The organism is Hymenobacter sp. DG01 (genome assembly GCF_006352025.1).
Taxonomy (GTDB): domain Bacteria; phylum Bacteroidota; class Bacteroidia; order Cytophagales; family Hymenobacteraceae; genus Hymenobacter.
The window spans coordinates 3,293,865-3,315,295 of the sequence record NZ_CP040936.1; the positions used below are offsets into that span (position 1 = coordinate 3,293,865).

Genomic DNA, 21,431 nt, shown 5'->3' on the forward strand with positions numbered 1-21,431 from the left:
TATTAATTTAGTTGGTCCCTAATATAGTAAGGCCTCAATTCTGCAACCCAAAAAACACCTATACATGCTGCAGCGTACTATTTTACCTAAACAGGTTTGTTTTAGCAGTAGAACTGTATGCTGCCTTTCGCTGTAGTACATAATATGCCTGAAAATACTTCTTTTGACGTTGTGGTGATTGGGGCTGGTCCCGTAGGATTGGCATGTGCTCTAGAAGTGCAGCGCCGCGGCTTTTCCGTGGTAACCGTGGACAAGGGCGCTTTGGTGAATTCCATTATTGGCTACCCCACCAACATGGAGTTCTTCTCGACGCCGGAGCTGCTGGAAATTGGCGGCCACCCCTTCCCCACCAGCCACTACAAGCCCCTGCGCGAAGACGGCCTCGACTATTACCGCCGGGTAGCCCAAACCGAAAACCTGCACCTGCGCCTCTACGAGCGGGTGCTGGGGCTGGAAGGCGAGCCGGGCCGCTACGAGGTGGTCACGGAAAAAGGCCGCATTGCGTGCCGCTTCGTGATTATTGCCACGGGTTTCTACGACGTGCCCAACTACCTGCGCGTACCCGGCGAAGACCTGCCCCACGTTTCGCACTACTATAAGGAGCCCTACCCCCACACCGGCCAGCAAGTGGTAGTGGTGGGCGCCAAGAACTCCTCGGCCAAAGCCGCCCTGCAGCTGCTGCGCGCCGGCGCCGATGTAACCATGGTGGTGCGCGGCCCGGAAATCAGCCAGTCGGTGAAGTACTGGATCCGGCCCGATCTGGTGAACCGTGTTAAGGAAGGCCGCATCAAAGCGCTTTTCAACACCACCATCCAGCGCATCACGCCGGAAACCGTGGAGGTGCAAACCCCGGACGGCCCCCAGGCCCTACCCGCTGCCTACGTGTACGCCCTCACCGGCTACCACCCCGATTTTGAGTTTCTGGCGGCCCTGGGTATCACCTGTCAGACCGATGCCGCCCAAACCCCCACCCACGACGCCGATACGCTGGAAACCAACCGCCCCGGCGTGTACCTAGCCGGCACCGTGTGCGGGGGCCTGAACACCAGCCGCTGGTTTATCGAGAATGGCCGCTACCACGCCCAGGTAATTGCCGCCCGCCTGGCCGGCGAAGCCGCGCCTGAGCTGCCGCAGGTGCTCCAGCCCGTGCAGCTAACCCGCTGATCAATCAAGCAGTCAATAAAAAAGCCTTCCCGCATGAGCAGGAAGGCTTTTTCGCTACATAAGGGGTAGGACCCAGGGCTTACTGCGGGAAGCGTACACCGCGGTAGTTGTTGGGGTTTACCTGCCCGATCTTCGAGCCATACTTGGCGTTGATGGCCTTAATCATTTCGTTGGCCACGAAGGCGTAGCCGCGGGGCGTGGGGTGCACACCATCCAGGGAGAACAGGTTGCCCGAAATAAAGCTGGCCGTGTTGTTTACGCCGTTGCTCACGATGCCGCTACCAGCCACGCTGGTGAAGTAAGCATTGGCATCGAAAATAGCCAGGCCTTTCTCGTTGGCTTTGCTGCGGATGGTGTTGTTGAAGGCCGTGGTAGCAGTGCGCACCAGGCCCTGCTCCACATCATCCAGCACGAACAGGCTGGGAATGGGGTTGCCGGCGCTGGTACCGAAGGTAGCCGTGGTATCAATGCCATAAGCCGTCAGGAACAGGCTGAGGCCGGCGGCCGGCTGCCCGCTCTGCGCGTACACGTAGCGCCAGGCGCGGCCGGTGCGCTGGTTTAACAGGCCCAGGAAGGGCGAGGACGTCAGGGTGAACAGCTGCCGGCCCGTGCCGCTGGCGTCCCGGATATCAGCCGTCGTGATTTGCTTGCGGTTACCGGAGGTGGGGCCGCCAGCCGCCGAGCCCGTCTGGATAACCAGGCCGGGTACGTTCAGGGTCGTCAGGGTAGCCTTGAACGTGGGGCCTACCGTGGTGAAGAACGGGATGTTGGTCACGTCCGGAATGGTAGCCACCAGGCCCTTGGCGCCGTTAGCAGTCAGGGCGTCAATAATTTTGGTGTTCTTCTCCGTGAAGACCGCCGGGGTGGTGAGGCTATTGGCGGCCCCGCCAGCCGTGGCGTAGCCCAGCACGTCGTTGTTACCGAGCCAGTTGGTGAAGAAGGTAGGGTTGGAAGCCGCTACGCGGGCCAGGTAGGTTTGGGTAGTAACCTGGGCGTCGGGGGTAATCCGCTCGAAGTACGGGTTGCCCTGAGCGTAGCCAGCCGTTTCGATATCCGAGAGACGGATGCCGGGCACGCCCAGGTTGTTGACGGGCTCGGTGTACTTGGTGTAGAGCGGGCGGGCAGCCGTAGCGCCGGCGCGCAGGGCCAGCCTATCGGTTACGGACGCCGTAATGGGAGCGCCAGCCGCCGTAAAGCCGGCCAGGCGCAGGTAGCCCGAGCCATTGCTCTGGGCCTCCGAGAACAGGGGCTGCACAAAATCGCCGCCGCCGGCTTCGCGGAACTGCTGGGCCAGCAGGTTGGGGTAGGAATTCAGCTGACCTTCCAGGTACAGGCCCCCATCAGAAAAGCCGGCCGTAAGGGAGTTGCCCACGGCAATGTAGCGCGAGAAGTCAGCCGAGCCGCTGCTGGGCTTGAAGTCGTCTTCCAGATCGGGCTGGCAGGCGCTGAGGCCCAGCCCAAGCAGCGCCGCTACGGGAGTAAACTTGCGAATCAGAAACGTATTCATGGGTCGGGGAGCGAAGCGCGGTTAGAAAGCGTAGTTCAGGCCAATGCCCGGAATCACGATGTTGGTTTTGTAAGTACCGGCAATGCGGTCGGTGGTGCCGTTGTTGAGCAGTTCCTGCTGGGTTTCGGTACGCTTGCGGATGCTCACGTACTGGGTTGAAATATCAACGCCAAACTTGCCGAAGCTGTAGGAAGCGCCCACGGTACCGCTAATACGGTCATTGTCGGGAGTTTCGGGGGTGAGGTAGCCCTCCGGTACGGGCGTCTGGTCGTAGGCGCCGCCGGCGCGCACGGTCAGGCCGCTGGTGAGCTTGTACTGCCCGCCGAGGCGGAAAGTCAGGGCATCCTGGTAGTAGCGTTTCGATTCGCTGAACGTTTGCCCATTGATCTGCTGATCGAAGTTAAAGCGCAGCACGCGGTACTTGCTCCACTGCGCCAGGCTGGCATCAAAGCCGATGGTCAGGTTTTCAGTGGGCGTGATGCCGATACCGATGCTGGTAGTGGCAATCAGGGGCAGGGTAGCGCCGAACTTGGTGGCCTGGAAGCGCGAGCTGAACGCGGCCGGAACGTTGGTGAACGTCACGTCGCCGTCCTTCACTACCGCATCAATTTTGGAGCGGTAGTTCAGGCCAATGGAAAGCTTATCGGAGGGGCGCAGCATGATGCCGGCGTTGAAGCCGAACTTGGTTTCGGCTTTGCCGTCTAGCTCAATATGGCCGTAGGAGTCGGGCAGAGGAATATCGCGCTGCAGGTTTACCGAGCCTTGGGCCAGAATTACCAGGCCCGCCCCGATGCTCAGGTGGTCAGTAATGGCGTAGCTGACGGTAGGCTGCACGAATATCGATTTCAGGTCAATGTCGGTGAGGGAAGTGCGACCTTCCCAGCCCTCGGCGTACTGCAGCTTGCTGCCGAAGGGTGTGTACACCGCAATACCGGCCCGCCACTTGCCCTCCGTGGGGCCAAAGCCGGCGTAGAGGTTCAGGGGGGTAGTAACGGAGTTGCGCAGCTGGCGCTGCTGGGTGCCGCCTTCGGCCACGAAAGCATTGCGGGCCAGGGTCGCATTCACCCCAACCTGCACGCCCCGATCTTTCACAAACGCCAGGGCGCCCGGGTTGTAGAACATGGCCGCCTGATCCAGCGACAAGCCTACGCCCACGCCGCCCATACCGTTATTCTTCTGGCCGGCCAGGGTTACCTGGTAGCCACCCGCCGAAGCTGCCGTACCCGAAAGCAGCGCCCCTCCCGCGAGGAGTAAAGATTTTAAATTCATACGAAGAGATGAGTGAGAATTTGGGGGTTTATGGCCTAAATGTAGCGAGAAAAACGAAGTTTAGTCGGCTTGCCGATCAAACTTGAAAGCAGGATTCCGCCGCTGCCAATGCCTTTTTCCGTTCCGCCCAACATCCGTTGCGTTTCTCCACCCCTCAGTGGCCGGGTAGCGCTACCCCGGAGGTGGCCCGGCTACCACTTCCCGCGAAAGTAAATCCAGCTGCTGGCCGGCTACCAGCAGGTGTACCCGCAGGTTTTGGGCCCCAATCGGCTCGCCGCGGCCTACCTGGCCCAGGTTGCTGCCGTGCAGGTGGCGGCCATCCACTACCATCACTACCCCGTCGCCGAATACTTCGGCGTAGCGCCCCCCCCGGATAATCACGCCGGTTTCCTCGGCCAGGCCCACGCCCAGGCACATGGGATGCACCAGCAGGGCGTGCGCCAGTCGCCCAAACCGCCCCCGCTCCACAAAGTGCTGGTCAATGAGCAGGCGGGGCAGCAGGCCCAGGCCGGCGCTGGTTTGGGTGCCGCCCTTGCGCAGGGCCCGCCAGCCGTAGCCCTGCACTACCATGTACTCGGGCATCACGGCGGCCCCGGCGCTGGTGCCGGCAATAATAAAACTGGCCTCCTGCTGGTACCGCTCGTGCAGAATGCGCACGAACTCCGTGCCCAGCAGAAAATCGGTGATGCGCTCCTGGTCGCCGCCCGAGAAAAACACGAGGCCCGCCCGGCGCAGGCGGCGCAGGGTATCGGGGGCGTCCGGGGGGTGATGCTCACTGATGCGCAGGTGTCGGGCGCCGGTGCAGCCCAGCTCCCGCAGGGCGCGCTCGTAGGCCCGGCCCGAGCGGGTATCGTCGCGGGAGGCGACGGTGATAATCTCTACGGGAGTGTCGGCCTCGGGCAGCAGGTCGCAGAGCAGCACGAGCATCGCATCATCATCGCCCCCACCAAGGGCAACAAGCGTACCGAGGGGTAGGGTAGCAGATGAATGGGGCATAGGCAGGCAGAAGAAAGTGGGCCGAAAGTAGCAAGGAACCCACCGCAAGGAACTGCCCGGCGCCGGCGAAGGTTACGGACGAGCTTGGATTACGGGCAACTGAGCCGGCCCGGGGCCGGGCCAACCGTCCGGCCCGGGGCCGGCGTACGTACGGTTGGCGGCCCCGATAAATATCCGCCGGCTGCTACCATACGGGCCCGGAAAAGGCTACTTTTGCGCGCCGGTTCGGCGCTTCTCACCAATTCCTTCTGCCTAGCGAAAAACACCCCCTCTTGCCGTTCATGAATCAGCACCCGACTACCGAACATATCACGTCCCTGATTCAGGAGGGCGAGTTTTTTAAGCTCAAGGAAGTACTCAAGCGCTTTGAGCCCAACGAGGTGGTGGAGCTGCTGGAACAGGAAGAGGAGCGCGAGCAGCTGATTATTTTTCGGCTGCTGCCCCTGAGCCTGGCTACGGAGGTATTTGAATACCTCGACCTCGACATTCAGAAGCACTTTCTGGCCAACCTGAGCCAGGATAAAATTGCCGACATTCTGAATGAAATGTCGCCCGACGACCGGACGGCCCTGCTGGAGTTTCTGCCCGATGAGCTGGTGCGGGAGCTGATTCAGACCCTCTCGGAGCCGGAGCGCCGCGTCACGCTGGAGCTGCTGGGCTACCCCGAGTACTCGGTGGGCCGCCTGATGACGCCCGACTACATTGCCATTCGCGAGAACTGGACGGTGCAGCAGGTGCTGGATTACATCCGCCGCCACGGCGGGCAGTCGGAAACGCTGAGTGTGATGTACGTGACCGACGAGCGCGGCGTGCTCCTGGACGATATCCGCATCCGGGAGTTTCTGCTGGCCGATCCGCAGCGGCGCGTGGGCGAGTTGATGGACCGCCGCTTCGTGAAGCTCAATACGATGCAGGACCAGGAAGAAGCCATTGACGTGTTTCGCAAAAACGACCGGGTAGCCCTACCCGTCGTGAACGACGAAGGCGTGCTGTTCGGCATCGTGACCATCGACGACATTCTGGACATCCGGGAGGAAGAAGACACCGAGGACATCCAGAAGCTGGGCGGCTCCGAGGCCCTCGACGAGCCTTACCTGGCTACCTCCATCTGGAGTATGGTGAAGAAGCGGGCCGGGTGGCTGGTGATTCTGCTGCTGGGCGAAATGCTGACCACCTCGGCCATGCACCACTTCGAGGAGGACTTGCAGAAAGCCGCCGTGCTGGGCTTGTTTATCCCGCTGATTATTTCGGCGGGCGGCAATGCCGGCTCCCAGGCTACCTCCCTGATTATCCGGGCCATGAGCCTGGGCGAGTTCACTCTCTCCGACTGGTGGCTGGTAATGCGCCGGGAGCTGCTGTCGGGCCTGCTGCTGGGCGGTATTCTGGGGGTAGTGGGCTCGTTGCGGATTGTACTGTGGGCCACCACCATTGACCCCGGCTACTTCGGGCCCTACTGGCGGCTGATTGCCGTGACGGTGGGCTTCTCGCTACTGGGTATTGTGCTGTGGGGGGCGCTGTCGGGGGCTATGCTGCCCATGCTGCTCAAGCGCCTGGGCCTGGACCCGGCCACGGCCTCGGCCCCGTTCGTGGCTACTCTGGTGGACGTAACCGGTCTAATTATCTACTTCTCGGTGGCTACGTTCGTACTAAGCGGCACGCTGCTGTAAGCCCGGCGTTTAGCTCAACTTGTATGCGCCTTTCCTTGCTCTGCGTTGTAGTTGGCGCTTGGCCGCTGGCCGGGTGCGCAGCCGTGGGGCGCCTGCCCGCACTGGAGCCCGGCGACTACCAGTTTTTCCGGACCAACGACCCGGCCCTGGCGGCTACAGTGGGTAAGGAGCGTGCCTTTTACGTGGAGCAAACCCACGACTCGCTCACGTTTGTTTCTCAGCCCGAAACGCAGGCTACCCCCCAGCGCTTTGGCTACGCCCTGAACCGCGGGCACCACGTTATTCTGCTCGACCGGAAGTTCGACCTCGACGTTTTCACGATTCCCTTCAAAGCCCGGCCCCCGCAAGGGTCCGTGCCGGTGCAGCTGAATACCAACTTCAACGCCGCCCTGTACCTCGGCCGCCGGCTTGATTTCTACCATGTAAACAGCCGGAGCTTGTTGGCTGGCCGGCACGAGCCACAAATCCGGACAGTAGGCTTAGGCTACGGGGTATTCACGGGCCTGGGCTCCACCATCATCAACCCCGATGTAACCAACCAGCAAACCCGCGTGGCCGAGTACGAGGGCTTTGTGGTGCACGCCGGAGCCGCCGCCATCTATGATGCCCGCATCTTCAACCTGGGGCTGGCCATTGGGGCCGACCAGCTGCTGGGCCCCGATGGCCGCCACTGGATTTACCAGCGCAAGCCCTGGTTTGGGGTGCTGTTCGGACTGGATCTGAACTGAAGTACAGGCCCAGAAGCCGTTTGAACCGGTGCGGAAGGCCTCTGAACTGGTTAATGCCCGCGCCGCCTACCCCCTGGCATCAGCCAAACCCCTGGCCGGTCGTCAGTACGATGCCCCTACCCCTTGCTATCAGCGAAACCCTAGGCGGGTGCTCTTTCAAAAATCAACCCGGCCGCGGTTGGCTTTCTTGTCACCGTGCTTTTTCTTGGATTCCAGGCGCTGGCGCACGGCGCCCTGGCTGGGCCGGGTGGCTTTGCGGGCTTTGGGCTTGTGCAGGGCCTTCTGCAAGGTTTCGTAGAACTTGCGCAGGGCCGTTTCCTTGTTGCGCAGCTGGCTGCGGTCTTCCTGGGCGGCTACCAGCAGCTCGCCCTCGGAGGTGAGCCGGGAAGCCAGCTTCTGGAGCAGCGTCTGCTTCTGCTCGTCGGTGAGAAGCAAGGAGTCCGGGATGCGGAAGCGCAGCTCCACGCGTGATTCTACCTTGTTCACGTTCTGGCCGCCGGGCCCACTGCTGCGGCTGGTCTGGAAATAAAGCTCGGGAAGAAAGGCTTCGGCGGGGGGTAGCATGGCGGTCAGGGAGAAGAAAGGAAGGATATGGGCGGCAGCGCCCCCGGAGCTTGACAAGCATTAAGCAGCCGTTTCGGCCGCAAAATGCAGCATTTTCCAGAGCTGCCAGCCCAGCAGTACGGTGCGCAGAGTCCAGGCCAGCGTGCGGGGCCAGTTGGTGCGCACCAGCCCGTCAATGGCCACATAGTCGTAGCCCTCGGCCAGACGGTTATGAAAAGGCACCGATACAAAGAACGTAGCCGCCCACACCAGCACCACCAGAACCAATTGCCACCAGCGGCACAAACCCAGGTCGTGGCCCTGCCAGGCCAAGGCCAGAGCCAGCAGCAGCTCCAGCACCATGGGCCCCATCACCACCCAGCTGATGCGGCGGGAGTGCTGCTGATGAAAAGCCGGGAAGTCGGCCCGCTCGGCCTGCGCGAAGCCGGGGTAGTGCACCAGCTGCACCGTCCAGATAACGCCGGTGAGGTAGCTGGCCAGCAGAAAATTGAGCAGGAGTAACTGAGGCAGATTCATCGGCAGGCAACGGCGAGAGGGAACGGCTGTCTTTGCGCCTACGTGAACCGGCTGGTTCGCGCTACATTCGCCTACCTATTACTGCTCATTTTGCTTTTCATGAACCTCTCCTCCTCTCTGCGGCCCTGGCTAGTGGCCGCGCCGCTCCTGGGTCTGGTCTTTACCGGCTGCCAGCCGGGCAGCGGCTCCGCCTCCAACCAGCCCGACCTGCTCACGGCCAACCTGGATACCACCGTGCGCCCCGGCGACGATTTTTATACCTACGCCAACGGCACCTGGTTTAAGCAGCACCCCATTCCGGCCTCGGAAAGCAACTGGGGCATTGGCAAGGAGGTACAGAATGAGATATACGCCCGCCTGCGCAAGCTCAACGAAGAAGCAGCCACAGCCAAGGCAGCTTCCGGCTCAGTGCAGCAAAAAATCGGCGACTTCTGGGCGGCCGGTATGGACAGTACAGGCATCAATAAGCAGGGGGTAGCGCCGCTGAAGGCAGAACTGACGCGCATTCAGGCCATGCAATCCATGACGGATGTGCAGGCTGTTATTGCTCACCTGCAAACCATAGGCGTGAATGCGCTCATTGGGCCTTACGTGGGCCAAGACGCCAAGAACAGCGAGAAAATGGCCCTGCAGCTCTGGCAATCGGGCCTGGGCCTGCCCAACCGCGACTACTATTTCAACAAAGACGCCCGCACCAAAAACATCCGCCAGGAGTACAGCAACCACCTGGTGAAGATGTTTACGCTGCTGGGCCAGGACGCCGCTACCGCCCAGGCCAGCGCGGACCGGGTAGTGCAGCTGGAAACCCGGCTGGCGGCCTCTTCGCGCAAGCTGGAAGCCCTGCGCGACCCCTACGCCAACTACAACAAAATGGCCGTGGCCAGCCTCGATAAGCTCACGCCCGGTGTAAGCTGGAAAGCCTGGCTTACGCAGATGGAGCTGGGCAAGGCCGATACGGTAATCGTGGGCCAGCCGGAGTTTTACCGCGAAGCCGGCCGCCTGCTCAAGTCGGCCCCGCTCGACGACTGGAAAGCCTACCTGCAGTGGCAGCTGGTGCACGCCTTCGCCCCTACCCTCAGCCAGGACTTCGACAACGAGAACTTCCGCTTTTACGGCACTATTCTGCAGGGCGCCAAGCAGCAGCGGCCCCGCTGGAAGCGCGTGCTGGACGCCGAGGAAAACGCCATGGGCGAGGCCCTGGGCCAGCTGTTCGTGAAAGAGTACTTCACGCCCGAAACCAAGGCCCGCTACGAGAAGGTGACCGAAAACGTGGTGGCTTCCTTCCGGGACCACATCAACGCCCTAGACTGGATGAGCGACTCCACCAAGCAGAAGGCACTGGTGAAGCTCACCAAAATTACGCGCAAGGTAGGCTACCCCGAGAAGTGGAAAAACTACTCCAGCCTGCAGATTGACCGCAGCTCTTATGCCCAGAACGTAATGCGGGCCAACCTCTGGGCCTACCGCTACAACATTAATAAGCTGGGCAAGCCCGTTGACCGCACCGAGTGGGGCATGACGCCCCAGACCTACAACGCCTACTACAACCCCAGCAACAACGAAATTGTGCTGCCGGCCGCCATTTTCGCCATTCCTGGCCTGATTGACGCCAACGCCGACGACGCCATTATTTACGGCTACGCCGGGGCCAGCACCATTGGTCACGAGCTGACCCACGGCTTCGATGATGAAGGCAGCCAGTTTGATGATAAAGGCAACCTGCGCAACTGGTGGACCAAGCAGGACCGGCAACAGTTCCAGCAGCGCGTAAACGGTATTGTACGGCAGTTTAACGGCTACACCGTGCTCGACTCCCTGCACATCAACGGCAAGGCTACGGCCGGCGAAAACATTGCCGACCTGGGCGGTATTGTTATTGCCCTGGATGCCTTCAAGAAAACGGAGCAGTACAAGAAGGGTGAGAAAATTGGGGGCCTCACGCCGCTGCAGCGCTACTTCCTGGGGTATGCCCTGGGCTGGCAGAATACCCAGCGCGACGAGCGCCTGGCCCAGGCCATCCTCACCGACGTACACTCGCCGGCCCAGTTCCGCATCAATGGCCCCTTCGCCGACGTGCCGGAGTTCTACGAGGCTTTTGGGGTGAAGCCCGGCGACAAGCTCTTCCGCCCCGACTCGGCGCGGGTAAAAATTTGGTAGCCCGGCCTGCAGCACGGGCCATTTAGCCCGTCTGATTGTGGTCTGGGCTGTCAACAAAAAGGCCTTCCGCACCGCGCGGAAGGCCTTTTTGTTGGTGTGCGGTGCAGCCGCTACCAAGCAGGTCGGCCATTGATTGAAATCTATATTAATGAAGCAACATATTGCCCGTTACAGAAGAGCTGGAAACACCTCTGCTCCTTCATATATTATTCTAATTATCAATTCATTAGACTATTATATCATTCTTTATATATTCTTTTGCAAAAGCAGGCAACGGTTAGGATATTCAGGGCATCTTCCGGGCTGATATTCCACTTTAACCTGCTTATTCCCATGAAAATTCTCCGCTTACTCGTACCAGGGCTGCTGGTGGCCGTGCTGATGCTCTCGGCTTTCCGGGCCCAGGCCTCGCGTGAAGTCCGCTGGGTGGGCGCTTTTACCTCGGTGGGGCTGGGTGGCTCCATGCGGGTAGTGCTTCGCCAGGGTAGCCCCCAGAAGGTGGAGGTGGAAGGCGACGTTACGGACCTCAGTCACCTCGCAACCATTGTCAGCAACGGCCGGCTGCACATCAATACCAAGAAGGAGGGCTATTTCAGCTCTTACAACTACAAAGGCAACGTGACGGTGTACGTGACCATGCCCACCATTAAGGGGCTGGCCGTTGGCGGCTCAGGCAGCATCCGGGCCGCTGACCCCATCAGAGCCGACCGTCTCGACTTAGCGGTGAGCGGCTCGGGCAGCATTCAGCTCAGCAGCGTTACAGCCAACAAAATCGACTCGTCGCTGTCGGGTTCGGGCAGTATTCAGGCCGCCGGCGTAGCCCCCGACCTCGATATCAGCGTGAGCGGCTCGGGCGGCGTGCAGGCCCCGAAGCTCCAGAGCAAGACGTGCAGCGTAAGCATCAGCGGCTCGGGCAACTGCCGGGTGCAGGCTACCGAGCGGCTGGAAGCCAGCATCGTAGGCTCCGGCGACGTGTACGTGACGGGCAATCCGCAGGTAAAAAGCTCAGTGGTAGGCAGCGGCCGCGTCCACCGGGAGTAGGGCCAGACCTCCTTCCGCCAGAAACAACCAGCCCCGGTCGCCTGTCAGGCGCCGGGGCTGGTTGTTTCCGGTACAGGGGGTTGGAATCTAGAATAGGGGTAGTCAACCTATCGGTGCAGCTTCTTTAGCTGTTTATTCACCTTCAGCTACCCTTATCCAACTACCTACTATCTGATTTCCAGCCGCTGGGTGATGGTGCCCTGGGCCGAGGTGAGCCGCACGATGTACACTCCCGTCCGGAGCTGGCGGGTAGAGAAGGCGTGCTCCTGGTTGGCTGCCGCCGACAGCTGGTGGCTGTACACAAGCCGGCCCGTGAGGTCCAGCACCTGCAGCTGCGCTGCGGCGGCCGTGGTCTGCTCCAGCCGCACGGTACAGGTACCAGAAGCAGCCGGGTTCGGGAATACGGTCAGCTGCACAGCAGGGGTAGCCGCATTCCAGCGCACGGTCACTACATCGGAAAGGTGCGTGGTGCCGTCTGTATCCTGCTGGCGCAGGCGGTAGTAGCTCAGGCCACTGAAGGGGGCGCGGTCGGTGAAGGAGTAGGACTGCCGGCGCTGCGAGTTGCCGGCGGCAGCCAGGCGGCCCACGGCTTCAAACACCTGCCCGTTGGCGGAGCGCTCCACGATAAAGGCAGCACTGTTAAGCTCCACGGAGGTTTCCCAGCTGGCTACTACCCCCGCCTTGGTGGCCTGAGCCCCGAAGTAGGTAAGCGTAACGGGCAGCGGCGAGTTGGAGGAAGTGGTGCACAGGCCCCCGGCCGGCACCAGCCGAAGGCCTACGTTGGCATCGGTGCTCTCGTACTCCAGCCGCAGAATATTCAGCCCCCCGCCGTTGCCGTACAGCACCAGCATATCGTGCAAACCGGCCGTGAGGGCAATGGTGCCCGATACGGTGGTTTCCTGGTGGCGGCCCCCGTTGTTGATCAGGGCGGTGGCTACGGTGGGGGTAGCCGCCAGGGCCGCCCCATCCAGCCACAGGTAGGAGGCATCGTCGGAGGTGAGGTAGAAGGTGTAGGTGCCGGTAGCGGGTATCAGGATGCGGCCCTGCAGGCGGGCACTGAACTCATCAGCCTGCTGGCTGCCACCTACCACGGCCACCTGGCTTAAGTCGCCCCAGCTCTGGCTGGTGCCGAAATCAATCAGCTGGGTAGCCTGGGTCCGCTTGGGTGCGCTGGCGGTAAAGAAACTGGCGTCGTCGTTGAAGTAGCCGGAAAACAGCTCGGCATAAAGACCCGAGGATGCTACCGTACCGCTGCCATCAAGGCCCGAGCAGCCAAGCGGAGCCCGGGCGGCCACGGTAAGAGCCAGGACCTGCGTAAATACCACGGTGCCGCCCGAGTTTCGTACGGCAATGTCGAGGCTGTAGTCGCCCTCGGCTACTGCGGGCCCAACCGAAATCTGACCGGTAGCGGAGTTAATGGTGATGCCGGCAGGCAGTGCGGCCGCGTTAGCCAACCGGTACTCGGCCACGGCCGAGGCGCTGGTAGCCACCGGAGCCGCCGATACGGTTGTGGTGCCCACCGTGGCCCGCATGGTTTTGGGCGCGTAGGCCAGACCCGTAGCCAGGGCCAACAGGGGCTGAGTAGAAGTGCAGAACAGGCCGCTGGGCACCACAGTGCGGGCTATGCCCAGCTCCGGACTGGCATATTCCAGCACCAGGTCATTATCAACGCCATCATCGCCGTAGAGCAGGGCAATGTTGTGCAGGCCGGCGTTCAGCTTGAGGGTAACGGCAATGGTCTGGGAGAGGTGGTAGCCCCCGTTGTTGATGGTAGCATCGGCCAGCACCAGGGGCGAGGCCAGGGCGGCGTTATCGAGCCAGAGGTAGGCGGCGTCATCGGCCGTAAGGTAGAACGTGTAGGTACCCGTAGCGGCCAGGTACAGGCTACCCCGCTGGCGCAGACTAAACTTATCGGGGTTGGCGCGGGTGCCTTCGAGGGCCGTTCCCAGCAAGTTGCCAAAGCTGTCGTCGTCGGGGAAATTGATGGCCACATCAGTCCGGACCAGGCTGGGCGTGCGGCCACTGAAGAAGGCCGGGTCATCGGCAAAGTAGCCGCTGAAGTACTCGGCGTAGAGGCCCGCCGAGGCCAGCTCTCCTGCCGGGTCGGGCCCGCCGCAGCCGCCAGGCAGCGGAGCCGTAACCAGAAACTGGAACGCATTACGAAAAATAGCCGTGCCTACGCTGTTGGTTACGGCCACATCAATGGCGTAGGTACCCTGGGCCACGGTGGCATCGGCGGTCAGGACGCCGGTAGTGGGGTTAATACGGATGCCGGCGGGCAGGGTAGCCGCGTTGGCTACTGCGTAGCCGGTAATGACCGCTCCGCCGTTCTGTACGATGGGGGCTACCGAGCTGCGGGAAGTGCCGATGGGCAGGGCCCGCGCGGCCGGCGCGTACGTAATGGCCTGGGGTACCAGTGCTGTGGCCCCTACCCCCGTACACAGCGCCGAAGCGGGCACTACCTGCCGGGCCACTCCCGGCCCTTCGTACTCCCACACCAACGTGTTGTTGCAACAATCGTCGCCGTAGAGCAGCTGCACGCTGTGGTAGCCCGCCGACAGGGTTAGGGTAGCCGTGCGCGTTACCGGCTGGTGCGTGCCCCCGTTGTTAATCAGGGCTGCGGCCGGGTCGGGCGAAACGGTTCGGGCCGCTCCATCCAGCCACAGGTAGGAGGCATCATCGGAGGTGAGGTAGAAGGTATAGGTGCCGGCCGTAGCAATGTTCAGGCTGCCGCGCAGGCGCAGGCTAAACCGGTCGGCATCGTCGGCCGTGCCTTCCGAAATCGGGCGCAGGTCGCCGAAGCTGGCGCTGGTCGGGAAGTTCACCTGGTTTTCTACCCGGCTCAGTTGGGGCGGATTCGTGTTGTCGGCGAAAAAGCCGACGTCATCGGCAAAGTACCCGCCGAAGTACTCGGCGTACAGCCCATTACCTGCGGGCTGCCCGCCCGGATTCGAGCCGGAGCAGCTTTGCGCCTGAGCCTGGCCGCCAACAATGCCTAGCAGAGTTAACCCACCCAGCAAAATTCCAGTCCAGCTCCGATACGATGCAGAGACGAAGTTTTTCATCCTACGCAGATTATATGTAATAAAATCAGTGCAACTCAGATATTAAAGGTAACAATCTGCTAAATTATTGCAACATTTTTATTTTATATTGTATTAATTAGGCAAGACTGTTAGAATTATTCCAAGCCTCTTACACCCGCAGCCTTGGTCCAAAAGCCCGCCGCCAGCCTGTACGCCCACAAGTACCCGGCAGACAATGACAAAATTTTTTTAGTTGTAGGCACCTGAAATCGGCCAAGCAGATATTAGCACGTCTATATATTCAATGATTTTCCGACTGGCTGCCTGGGCTGGCGCTGGCCGCTAAAAACCGCGAAGCCGGCCTCCCGTCGGGTTCGGGGAGGCCGGCTTCGCGGTGGCCGGGGGGTAGGCAGTAGTAGGCTAGAAATCGAAAAGGCCTTTGCGGGGGCCGCTCTTTGGCTTTGATTTTTTCTTGCTTTTATCGCCGTCAAAGAGGCCTTCAAACAAGCCCGTATTCTTCTCTTTCAGAAGAATATACCGCACTGAAAATGCCGTTGGAAAGCGGGCCCAGTTGTTGGAGTTGAACTCAACGGTAGGCTTAAAATCCAGGCTCAGCACAAAGGAGGTAAACGCAATTTTATACTCTACCCCCGCCAGCGCGTCGAGGCCGCCAAAGCCGCCGGTGTCTTTGTGGTTGCCCAGGTGGCCGCCTGCCCCAAAATAGTAGTTGAGGCTGGGGCCCAGAATCCCGAAGTGGCGCTCCGCCAGCACCGTGGCGCTGACCTCGCGCGTACCCACGAGAGCCAGACCTTCCAGCGTCGTTTTATCAAGAATCTTTTGCTGCACCGTCAGGCCGTAGTTGTTTTTACCCAGGCGCAGGCCGGCGGCGGTGCGGTACTTCTGGGCGTGGGCCGGCAGAGCCAGCGAGGCCGCCAGCAGGCAGCCAGCAAGCAACAGCCGGCCGCGAAGCGAGAAACGGAAGATCATAATCTTGTGGTTCAGGTTCTTAACCCAGATGACTGGTGCGCGTTCAACCAGCAGGAAGGGCACAAAGTACGGGCCTCCCTGGCAAAAGACCACAACTTGCCCTGCCAGGGCGTACCTTGTCGCCTTCTTTCTGCTTTGCTCCACCCTGCCCTTCTTCCCGTGTACATTCATCAGGTGGCGGCCTACCTGCCCGCCGAAGTTATTTCCAACGCCCACTTCACGCGACTTAACGGCCTTTCCCACGAGTGGATTACGGAGCGCACCGGCATCCGCAACCGGCGCAAGGCGGGGCCCGGGGAAAACACCAATACCATGGCCCTGGAAGCTACCCGCCGGGTGCTTGCCCAAACGCCGGCTTTCCTGGCCTCCGAAGTTGACTTGATTGTAGGCGGCACTTATACGCCCCACGACACGATTTACACCGTAGCGCACGCCGTGCAGAGGGAGCTGAACGTGTCGGATATTCCGGTGGTCAGTATTTCTTCGGCCTGCTCTTCGCTGCTGAACGCCGTGGAAATTGTGGAGGGCTACTTCGCGCTGGGCAAAGCCCGCCGCGCGCTGGTGGTGGTCAGTGAGCACAACACGGCCTACAACAACGAGCAGGACACCGTGGCCGGCCACCTCTGGGGAGACGGCGCCGCGGCCCTGCTCCTGACCGCCGACCGCCTCGCTCCCACCGACCTGCTCGTACGCTCCGTGCTGACGGGCGGGGCCGGCAACATCGGCAAGGCCGACCACTCCGTAACGCTGAAGCCCGTGGAAAAAGGTATTGTGATGCCCCACGGCAAAGACGTGTTCCTGAATGCCTGCACCTACATGACGCGGGTAACCCAGCAGATTATGGAGCGCAGCCAGCTGGCAGTCAGCGACATTTCCTACCTGATTCCGCACCAGGCCAACCTGCGCATTACCAAAAACGTGCTGCAGCAGCTGGGCCTGACCGAGGACCGGGCCGTGTCTAATATTGAGGAGCTAGGCAACACTGGCTGCGCGGGGGCCGCTATTGCCCTGGCCGATACCTGGGCGCAGCTAGAGCCCGGCAACAAGGTAGTAGTGACGGTATTCGGGGGGGGCTACTCCTACGGTGCCATGCTGCTGGAACGCTAGCCTATGCTTACCGAACACGCCACCGCCGGCTCCCGAAGCCAATTATGCTTTAGGGGCCGGCGGTGGCGTGTTTGCAGGCCAGGAACGGATTAATCTACCTTCACCAGGGGGGTAGTGCCCTTGGGACCGTTCGAGTCGTTCCAACGCACGAGGTAGTAGCCGGCCCGGAGCGCAGGCGGGGTAACCGTCAGCCGGTTAAGGCCCAGCTGATAATTAACCAGGGACCCTCCCAGGTAGCGGCCCAGGGCATCGTAGAAGCGGACGGTGAGAGTGCCGGCTGCAGTGCCCAGGTATTGCAGGCCAATGGGCGAGCCGTCGGCAGCTATGGGGTTAGGAAAAATCTGCAGGCCGCCGCTGGCGGTAGCATCGTCGGTTACCCCTACGGGCGGGCCAATATCCAGGGTGTTATCGGGGCGCTGCAGGCGCAGGCGGTAGTAGCTGAGGCCGGCTGGGGCCTGGGCATCGAGGAAGCGGTACTGGCCGTTGGAGGCGCCGGCCGCTACGGTGCCTACCTGCCGCCAGCCCGCCGTGGTGTCGGCGGGGGCCCGCTCTACAATAAAGCCGGTTACGAAGCACTCGTTCTGGGTGGACCACTGCACAGTGGTACCAATACCTTCCACGAAACCGGCGCTCTGGCCGGTAAGCGGCGCGGGCAGCATGGGCGCTACCCCGCATACCGGGGCCGTAAAGCTGCGGTTCCGGAGTACGTAGCGCCCTCCGGCAATGTCGCTGGCGGCAGCCAGGGCACGGCTGCGCTGCCCGCGCGCAATGGCGTAGTGCATCACGGCCGAGGGCAGAATCAGGTGGGAAAGCTGCTGGGCGTGTCCCAGCTCGTGCACCGCTACCGACTCAAAATCGAGCTGAGAAACTGTGGGGTTGCCCGGCCCGAACTGCCAGTTGGTGGCGTCGTCAAACTGCATGTCAATTTCCTGCACGTAAAACGATACGGCCCCGCTGGGCAGGTAGCAGCCCCGGTAATAGCTGGTAGTACGCCCCAGCACGTTGGTAGGCAGCTCAGTGCCATTATCGAACCCAATGGCGTTTTCGCCATCTTCGGTGGCGCCACGGCCGCTGCGGGGCTCCCCTACCACCCAGTTAATACCCGTCTGGCAGCGCCAGGTAGCCAGGGCCCGTTGCCAGGCCGCGCTGGCAGCCGCGTTAGAGGAAAGGCTCGACTCGAACCGGAACGTAATGCCTCCGGTGCCGTTCTGGTTCCGGTGCGCTGGCACGGCCCGCTGCTTGGTGCGGGAGTCCTGCACGTTGGATACGGCGTACACAATCTGCACTGCGGTCAGGCTGGTAGAAGTCTGCTGGTCGGAGGTGGTTACGCGCACGGGGCCGGTGCCGGCGGGGCTGCCGCTGGCCCCCAGCGAGGGCACCCGCACCTGAATCCGGTTTTCCGACCAGCTTACGTAGTCGTCGTCATTGACCCTGATAAAGGTGCTGCCCCCATCGTCGGCGTTCCGGAACTCTACCGCCCCGCTACCCCGCGTGGCGCCAAACCCCGAGCCGGAAATGGTGAGCACTGCTCCGGTACCCGCCGACAGGCTCTGGGGCGACAGACCGGAAACAAGGGGTGCCAGGGCCCGGGCCGCGGCAGCGGGCGCCACGCGGCGGGCCAGGGCCGTTTGCAAAGCCGCATTGGGTGCCACCTCCCGGGGGCTGCTGCCGGCTATGGTTTGGTAGAACTCGGGGCCGATGAGGGGGTAGCGACGGAAAGGCTCCGCCGCGGTGGCCGTGCGCACATCGTACTGCACAAAGCCCTGCTCACTGGCGTACACCGCCCAGCCAGCCCCGGCCGGTACTCCGGCAAAGGCCGCCCGCTCCAGAAAAAACACGCCCTGCTGCCCGGGCTGCAGCCGCAGCGTGTTGGTAAGCTCCTGCCGGTCGAGGCCAACGGTACCGCCTTCCGTGAGTACCGTCAGCTCGGTGGGGGCGGTGCCTTTCAACTGCTTGTACACCCGCAGGCGGTGGCGGGTATAGATGCGGCCATTCGGAACCCGGAAACCTTCTGCGTCGAGCACTTCGGCTTCCACAATCAGGGGTACGTGGGCGGTCCGGGCAGCAGGGTCCAGGGGCAGCAGCAGGCAGCGGGTTTCCTGGGCGGGCGCGACGACCTGCGCCTGGGCCGGCAGCGCCAGTCCTCCCAGCCCCGAGGCCATGCACAAGAAGAGTAAAAATTTCATAGGGTAGCAAAGGCCCGGCGGGGCCTGGTTCAAGGTACTGGTTTTGGCCGCCAAATGGTTTGACGGCCTTTTCTTTTTTACGCTCCCTGTGCTACGTATAATACTGGTTCCGGGGAGGAAACCTGCCTTTCCGAAAGCTAACCTACTGCTGAGGCTAACCACAGCTGTTTCACCCAAAGCCTGGCCCTTGCGTCGGCTGCTGAAACCAGCTCTCACCTGCTGTGTTCGGCTACCGCTATCCGCCTCAGGTATCCGATGGCCTTCTTCTAAAGAGTAAGCCTGCTAAAATAGACTACCCTGCACCGGCTGCGGAATCACGCGGGGTGGCTGCACGCTCAGGCCGGTCAGCTCGCGGAGCCGGCGCAGGAAATGCTCGGCCCAGAGCGGAGAGTGCATAATATCTTTCTGATGAATAAAGAGGTAGGCCGTGTGCAGGCCCGCTTCCAGCCAGCCAGCCACGCGGGCGGCCCAGTCATCGGCGCGGCGGAAGTCGGAATCGATGAGGCCGTGGCCGTTGATGCGCACGAAGGCTACAGGCGTGGTCAGGCGCATGTGCAGCACGTCGCGGCGGCCGGCCACGTCACTGAGCACCAGCGGCTTATTTAGCGCCTCCAGCATAGCCGTTACGGAAGCCAGCAGCTCCGCATCGGCAAACCAGCCGGGGTGGCGCAGCTCCACGGCTAGGGGCACGTAGGCCGGAAAATCGAGCAGGTAGCGTTCCAGGCGGGGCAGGTGCTCGGGGCCGAAGGTGGGCGGCAGCTGCAGAAACGCATGGCCCAGCGTGGGGCCCAGGCCTTCAATGGCCCGGCAAAAGCTCAGCGTCAGCTCGTCGGCGTTATACAAGGCCCGGTCATGGCTGATGGCCTGGGGCAGCTTGGGGCAGAACCGGAAGGTAGGGGACACGGCCTCGCGCCAGCGCCGCACGGTGGTAGCGTCGGGAATATGGTAATGGGTGGTATTCAGCTCAATGCTGTTGAACTGCCGGCCGTAGTGGTGCAGGTAGTCGGCCTCCCGAATGCCCAGTGGAAAGTAGCTGCCCAGCCACGCCTTGTTCGTCCAGATGGGGCACCCCACGTACACGGCGGGCGGCGCGGGCTGGGTAGGCAGGGCCCGGGCCAGCACGCCGGGAGTTTCGGCATGGTCGGGGGGTAGGCGAAAGTTAACGTAGCGCAGGTCGGAAAGGCGGCCAAAATCCATACCCCGAAGATACGCTGAAACCGTGGTTGTATGTTCTTGGGCAGGTAGCCAGCGCCGGGGCACTCTTCTCCTTAGGGCTTAGCACATTTCCGCGACATTTGCAACCCGGCTTTACACCCGGAGAACCCCTAAAGGACAAAATTTTTTATCCGGCGGATAGTCTTATTTCATGGGGCTACATGCTATTACCTAAAAAGAGTGCAAAACGCGCCTTAAGGAAACACAATCCCTTATTTGCCAGCAATTCATGCAATAACTTAAATGCAAAAATTCTTTGAAAAGGATAATTAGCAAAGATTAGTCCGTACTAATACGGAGCAAGGCAGGGGCTTGGTTTGGGAGGCGCACCTAGATTTGTCGCACTCACCAACCAAGAGAACGGATGAAGTTGAATTTACGACTGCATGTCTCGGGCTTGATGATGGCCATGCTCCTTGTGCTGCTCACGGCCTTCGCGGCCCTGGCCCGCCCGAACAGCATACGTGAAGATGAAAAAGCCCCCGCCGCTGCTGCTAAAAAGGCAACGGTAATGCGCGGCCGAGCCTCCTGGTACGGCCGCGAACATCAAGGCCACCGCACCAGCAATGGGGAGCGGTTCGACCGCAACAAGTACACCTGCGCCCACAAAACCCTACCCTTCGGCACGAAGCTGCGGGTTTCCAACCCCGAAACCGGCCGCTCAGTAGTAGTGCGCGTAACCGACCGGGGCCCTTTCCGTCACCAACGCATCCTCGACCTGTCGGAGGTGGCAGCCCGGCCCCTGGGCATTGTTACCCACGGCGCCGTATCGGTAGTAGCTGAGGTAGTAAGCCCCGAGACGCCCCTGGGTCCGACCGAGGCGCCCGCCGACCTGGCTACCCTCGCTGCCGACTCGACCGTAGCCGTGGGCCTGCTGGCCGACATCCGGCCCGGCACTTCGGAAGCCGCTGATGTAACCCTGACGCCGGAGCCAGTGGCAACCTACGTTATTCAGGCGGGCACCTTCGGCGATGCCCGCAACGCCCGCGCCGTAATGGACAAAATCCAGAGCGTGGAGCCCAAGCTGCTGGTAACCACCGTAGCCACCAGCACCCCGGATGGCAAAGCCCTCAACCGCGTAGTAGTGGGCCGCTTTGCTACCGCCGCCGAGGCCGATACCGTACGCCAGCGCCTGGCCCGCCTGGGTATAGCCGGGTTGGTCCGGCAGGGCGAGAACCTGTAGCGCCCTCCTTTTGCCTCTTTTGAAAGAGCCGTTTCCTGCCCGGAAACGGCTCTTTTTATTTAGGGCCGGGTAAGCACGGCCTTAAATATTTCTTCTGCCAGATACTCCAGCCGCACCC

Annotated in this window: 16 protein-coding genes; 7 read left to right on the forward strand and 9 right to left on the reverse strand. The window is 61.7% G+C overall.

What is annotated here, in order from left to right; all coding sequences use genetic code 11:
- The first annotated feature begins 144 nt into the window (after window positions 1-144).
- On the forward strand, window positions 145-1,164 hold the full coding sequence (locus FGZ14_RS13965; RefSeq protein WP_139924850.1) for a YpdA family putative bacillithiol disulfide reductase: 1,020 nt from the start codon (window positions 145-147) through the stop codon (window positions 1,162-1,164).
- A gap of 79 nt (window positions 1,165-1,243) precedes the next feature.
- Here FGZ14_RS13965 and FGZ14_RS13970 read toward each other — a convergent pair whose 3' ends face one another.
- The 3 genes from FGZ14_RS13970 to FGZ14_RS13980 form a co-directional block, all read right to left on the reverse strand.
- Window positions 1,244-2,671: a G-D-S-L family lipolytic protein gene (locus tag FGZ14_RS13970; protein WP_139924851.1), complete on the reverse strand. Its 1,428-nt coding sequence runs from the start codon at window positions 2,669-2,671 to the stop codon at window positions 1,244-1,246.
- A gap of 21 nt (window positions 2,672-2,692) precedes the next feature.
- Complete coding sequence (locus FGZ14_RS13975) at window positions 2,693-3,940, reverse strand: OmpP1/FadL family transporter (protein WP_139924852.1); 1,248 nt, start codon at window positions 3,938-3,940, stop codon at window positions 2,693-2,695.
- Between the two features lie 171 nt (window positions 3,941-4,111).
- Window positions 4,112-4,936 (reverse strand): cyanophycinase, encoded by an 825-nt coding sequence (locus FGZ14_RS13980; protein WP_139924853.1) that lies wholly within the window; start codon window positions 4,934-4,936, stop codon window positions 4,112-4,114.
- Window positions 4,937-5,217: 281 nt separating this feature from the next.
- Here FGZ14_RS13980 and mgtE point away from each other — a divergent pair, with 281 nt between their 5' ends.
- Window positions 5,218-6,603, forward strand: a complete 1,386-nt coding sequence (gene mgtE / locus FGZ14_RS13985; RefSeq protein WP_139924854.1) for a magnesium transporter — start codon at window positions 5,218-5,220, stop codon at window positions 6,601-6,603.
- 23 nt (window positions 6,604-6,626) lie between these two features.
- Window positions 6,627-7,331, forward strand: a complete 705-nt coding sequence (locus tag FGZ14_RS13990) for a hypothetical protein (protein WP_139924855.1) — start codon at window positions 6,627-6,629, stop codon at window positions 7,329-7,331.
- 156 nt (window positions 7,332-7,487) lie between these two features.
- On the opposite strand, the gene arfB is transcribed toward FGZ14_RS13990, so the two are convergent.
- Both arfB and FGZ14_RS14000 read right to left on the reverse strand, forming a co-directional pair.
- Window positions 7,488-7,895: an alternative ribosome rescue aminoacyl-tRNA hydrolase ArfB gene (arfB, locus tag FGZ14_RS13995; RefSeq protein WP_139924856.1), complete on the reverse strand. Its 408-nt coding sequence runs from the start codon at window positions 7,893-7,895 to the stop codon at window positions 7,488-7,490.
- A gap of 60 nt (window positions 7,896-7,955) precedes the next feature.
- Complete coding sequence (locus tag FGZ14_RS14000) at window positions 7,956-8,411, reverse strand: hypothetical protein (RefSeq protein ID WP_139924857.1); 456 nt, start codon at window positions 8,409-8,411, stop codon at window positions 7,956-7,958.
- Between the two features lie 99 nt (window positions 8,412-8,510).
- Between FGZ14_RS14000 and FGZ14_RS14005 the strand changes: the two genes are divergently transcribed.
- Together FGZ14_RS14005 and FGZ14_RS14010 are read left to right on the forward strand one after the other, a co-directional pair.
- Window positions 8,511-10,568 (forward strand): M13 family metallopeptidase, encoded by a 2,058-nt coding sequence (locus tag FGZ14_RS14005; protein ID WP_139924858.1) that lies wholly within the window; start codon window positions 8,511-8,513, stop codon window positions 10,566-10,568.
- Between the two features lie 333 nt (window positions 10,569-10,901).
- Window positions 10,902-11,609: a head GIN domain-containing protein gene (locus FGZ14_RS14010; protein ID WP_139924859.1), complete on the forward strand. Its 708-nt coding sequence runs from the start codon at window positions 10,902-10,904 to the stop codon at window positions 11,607-11,609.
- A 167-nt stretch (window positions 11,610-11,776) separates the two neighbouring features.
- Here the strand turns inward: FGZ14_RS14010 and FGZ14_RS14015 are convergent, their stop codons facing one another.
- Together FGZ14_RS14015 and FGZ14_RS14020 are read right to left on the reverse strand one after the other, a co-directional pair.
- Window positions 11,777-14,674: a PA14 domain-containing protein gene (locus tag FGZ14_RS14015; protein ID WP_139924860.1), complete on the reverse strand. Its 2,898-nt coding sequence runs from the start codon at window positions 14,672-14,674 to the stop codon at window positions 11,777-11,779.
- A 381-nt stretch (window positions 14,675-15,055) separates the two neighbouring features.
- Window positions 15,056-15,622 (reverse strand): hypothetical protein, encoded by a 567-nt coding sequence (locus FGZ14_RS14020; RefSeq protein ID WP_139924861.1) that lies wholly within the window; start codon window positions 15,620-15,622, stop codon window positions 15,056-15,058.
- A gap of 159 nt (window positions 15,623-15,781) precedes the next feature.
- On the opposite strand from FGZ14_RS14020, the gene FGZ14_RS14025 reads away from it, so the two are divergent.
- Window positions 15,782-16,729, forward strand: a complete 948-nt coding sequence (locus tag FGZ14_RS14025; protein ID WP_139926117.1) for a 3-oxoacyl-ACP synthase III family protein — start codon at window positions 15,782-15,784, stop codon at window positions 16,727-16,729.
- 89 nt (window positions 16,730-16,818) lie between these two features.
- On the opposite strand, the gene FGZ14_RS14030 is transcribed toward FGZ14_RS14025, so the two are convergent.
- Complete coding sequence (locus tag FGZ14_RS14030; protein ID WP_139924862.1) at window positions 16,819-18,915, reverse strand: matrixin family metalloprotease; 2,097 nt, start codon at window positions 18,913-18,915, stop codon at window positions 16,819-16,821.
- Between the two features lie 282 nt (window positions 18,916-19,197).
- The gene (locus FGZ14_RS14035) at window positions 19,198-20,112 is read right to left on the reverse strand and encodes a DUF72 domain-containing protein (RefSeq protein ID WP_139924863.1); all 915 of its coding nucleotides are present in this window, start codon (window positions 20,110-20,112) and stop codon (window positions 19,198-19,200) included.
- Window positions 20,113-20,494: 382 nt separating this feature from the next.
- Here FGZ14_RS14035 and FGZ14_RS21770 point away from each other — a divergent pair, with 382 nt between their 5' ends.
- The gene (locus FGZ14_RS21770; RefSeq protein ID WP_219601026.1) at window positions 20,495-21,313 is read left to right on the forward strand and encodes a septal ring lytic transglycosylase RlpA family protein; all 819 of its coding nucleotides are present in this window, start codon (window positions 20,495-20,497) and stop codon (window positions 21,311-21,313) included.
- The last annotated feature ends 118 nt before the right edge of the window (window positions 21,314-21,431 follow it).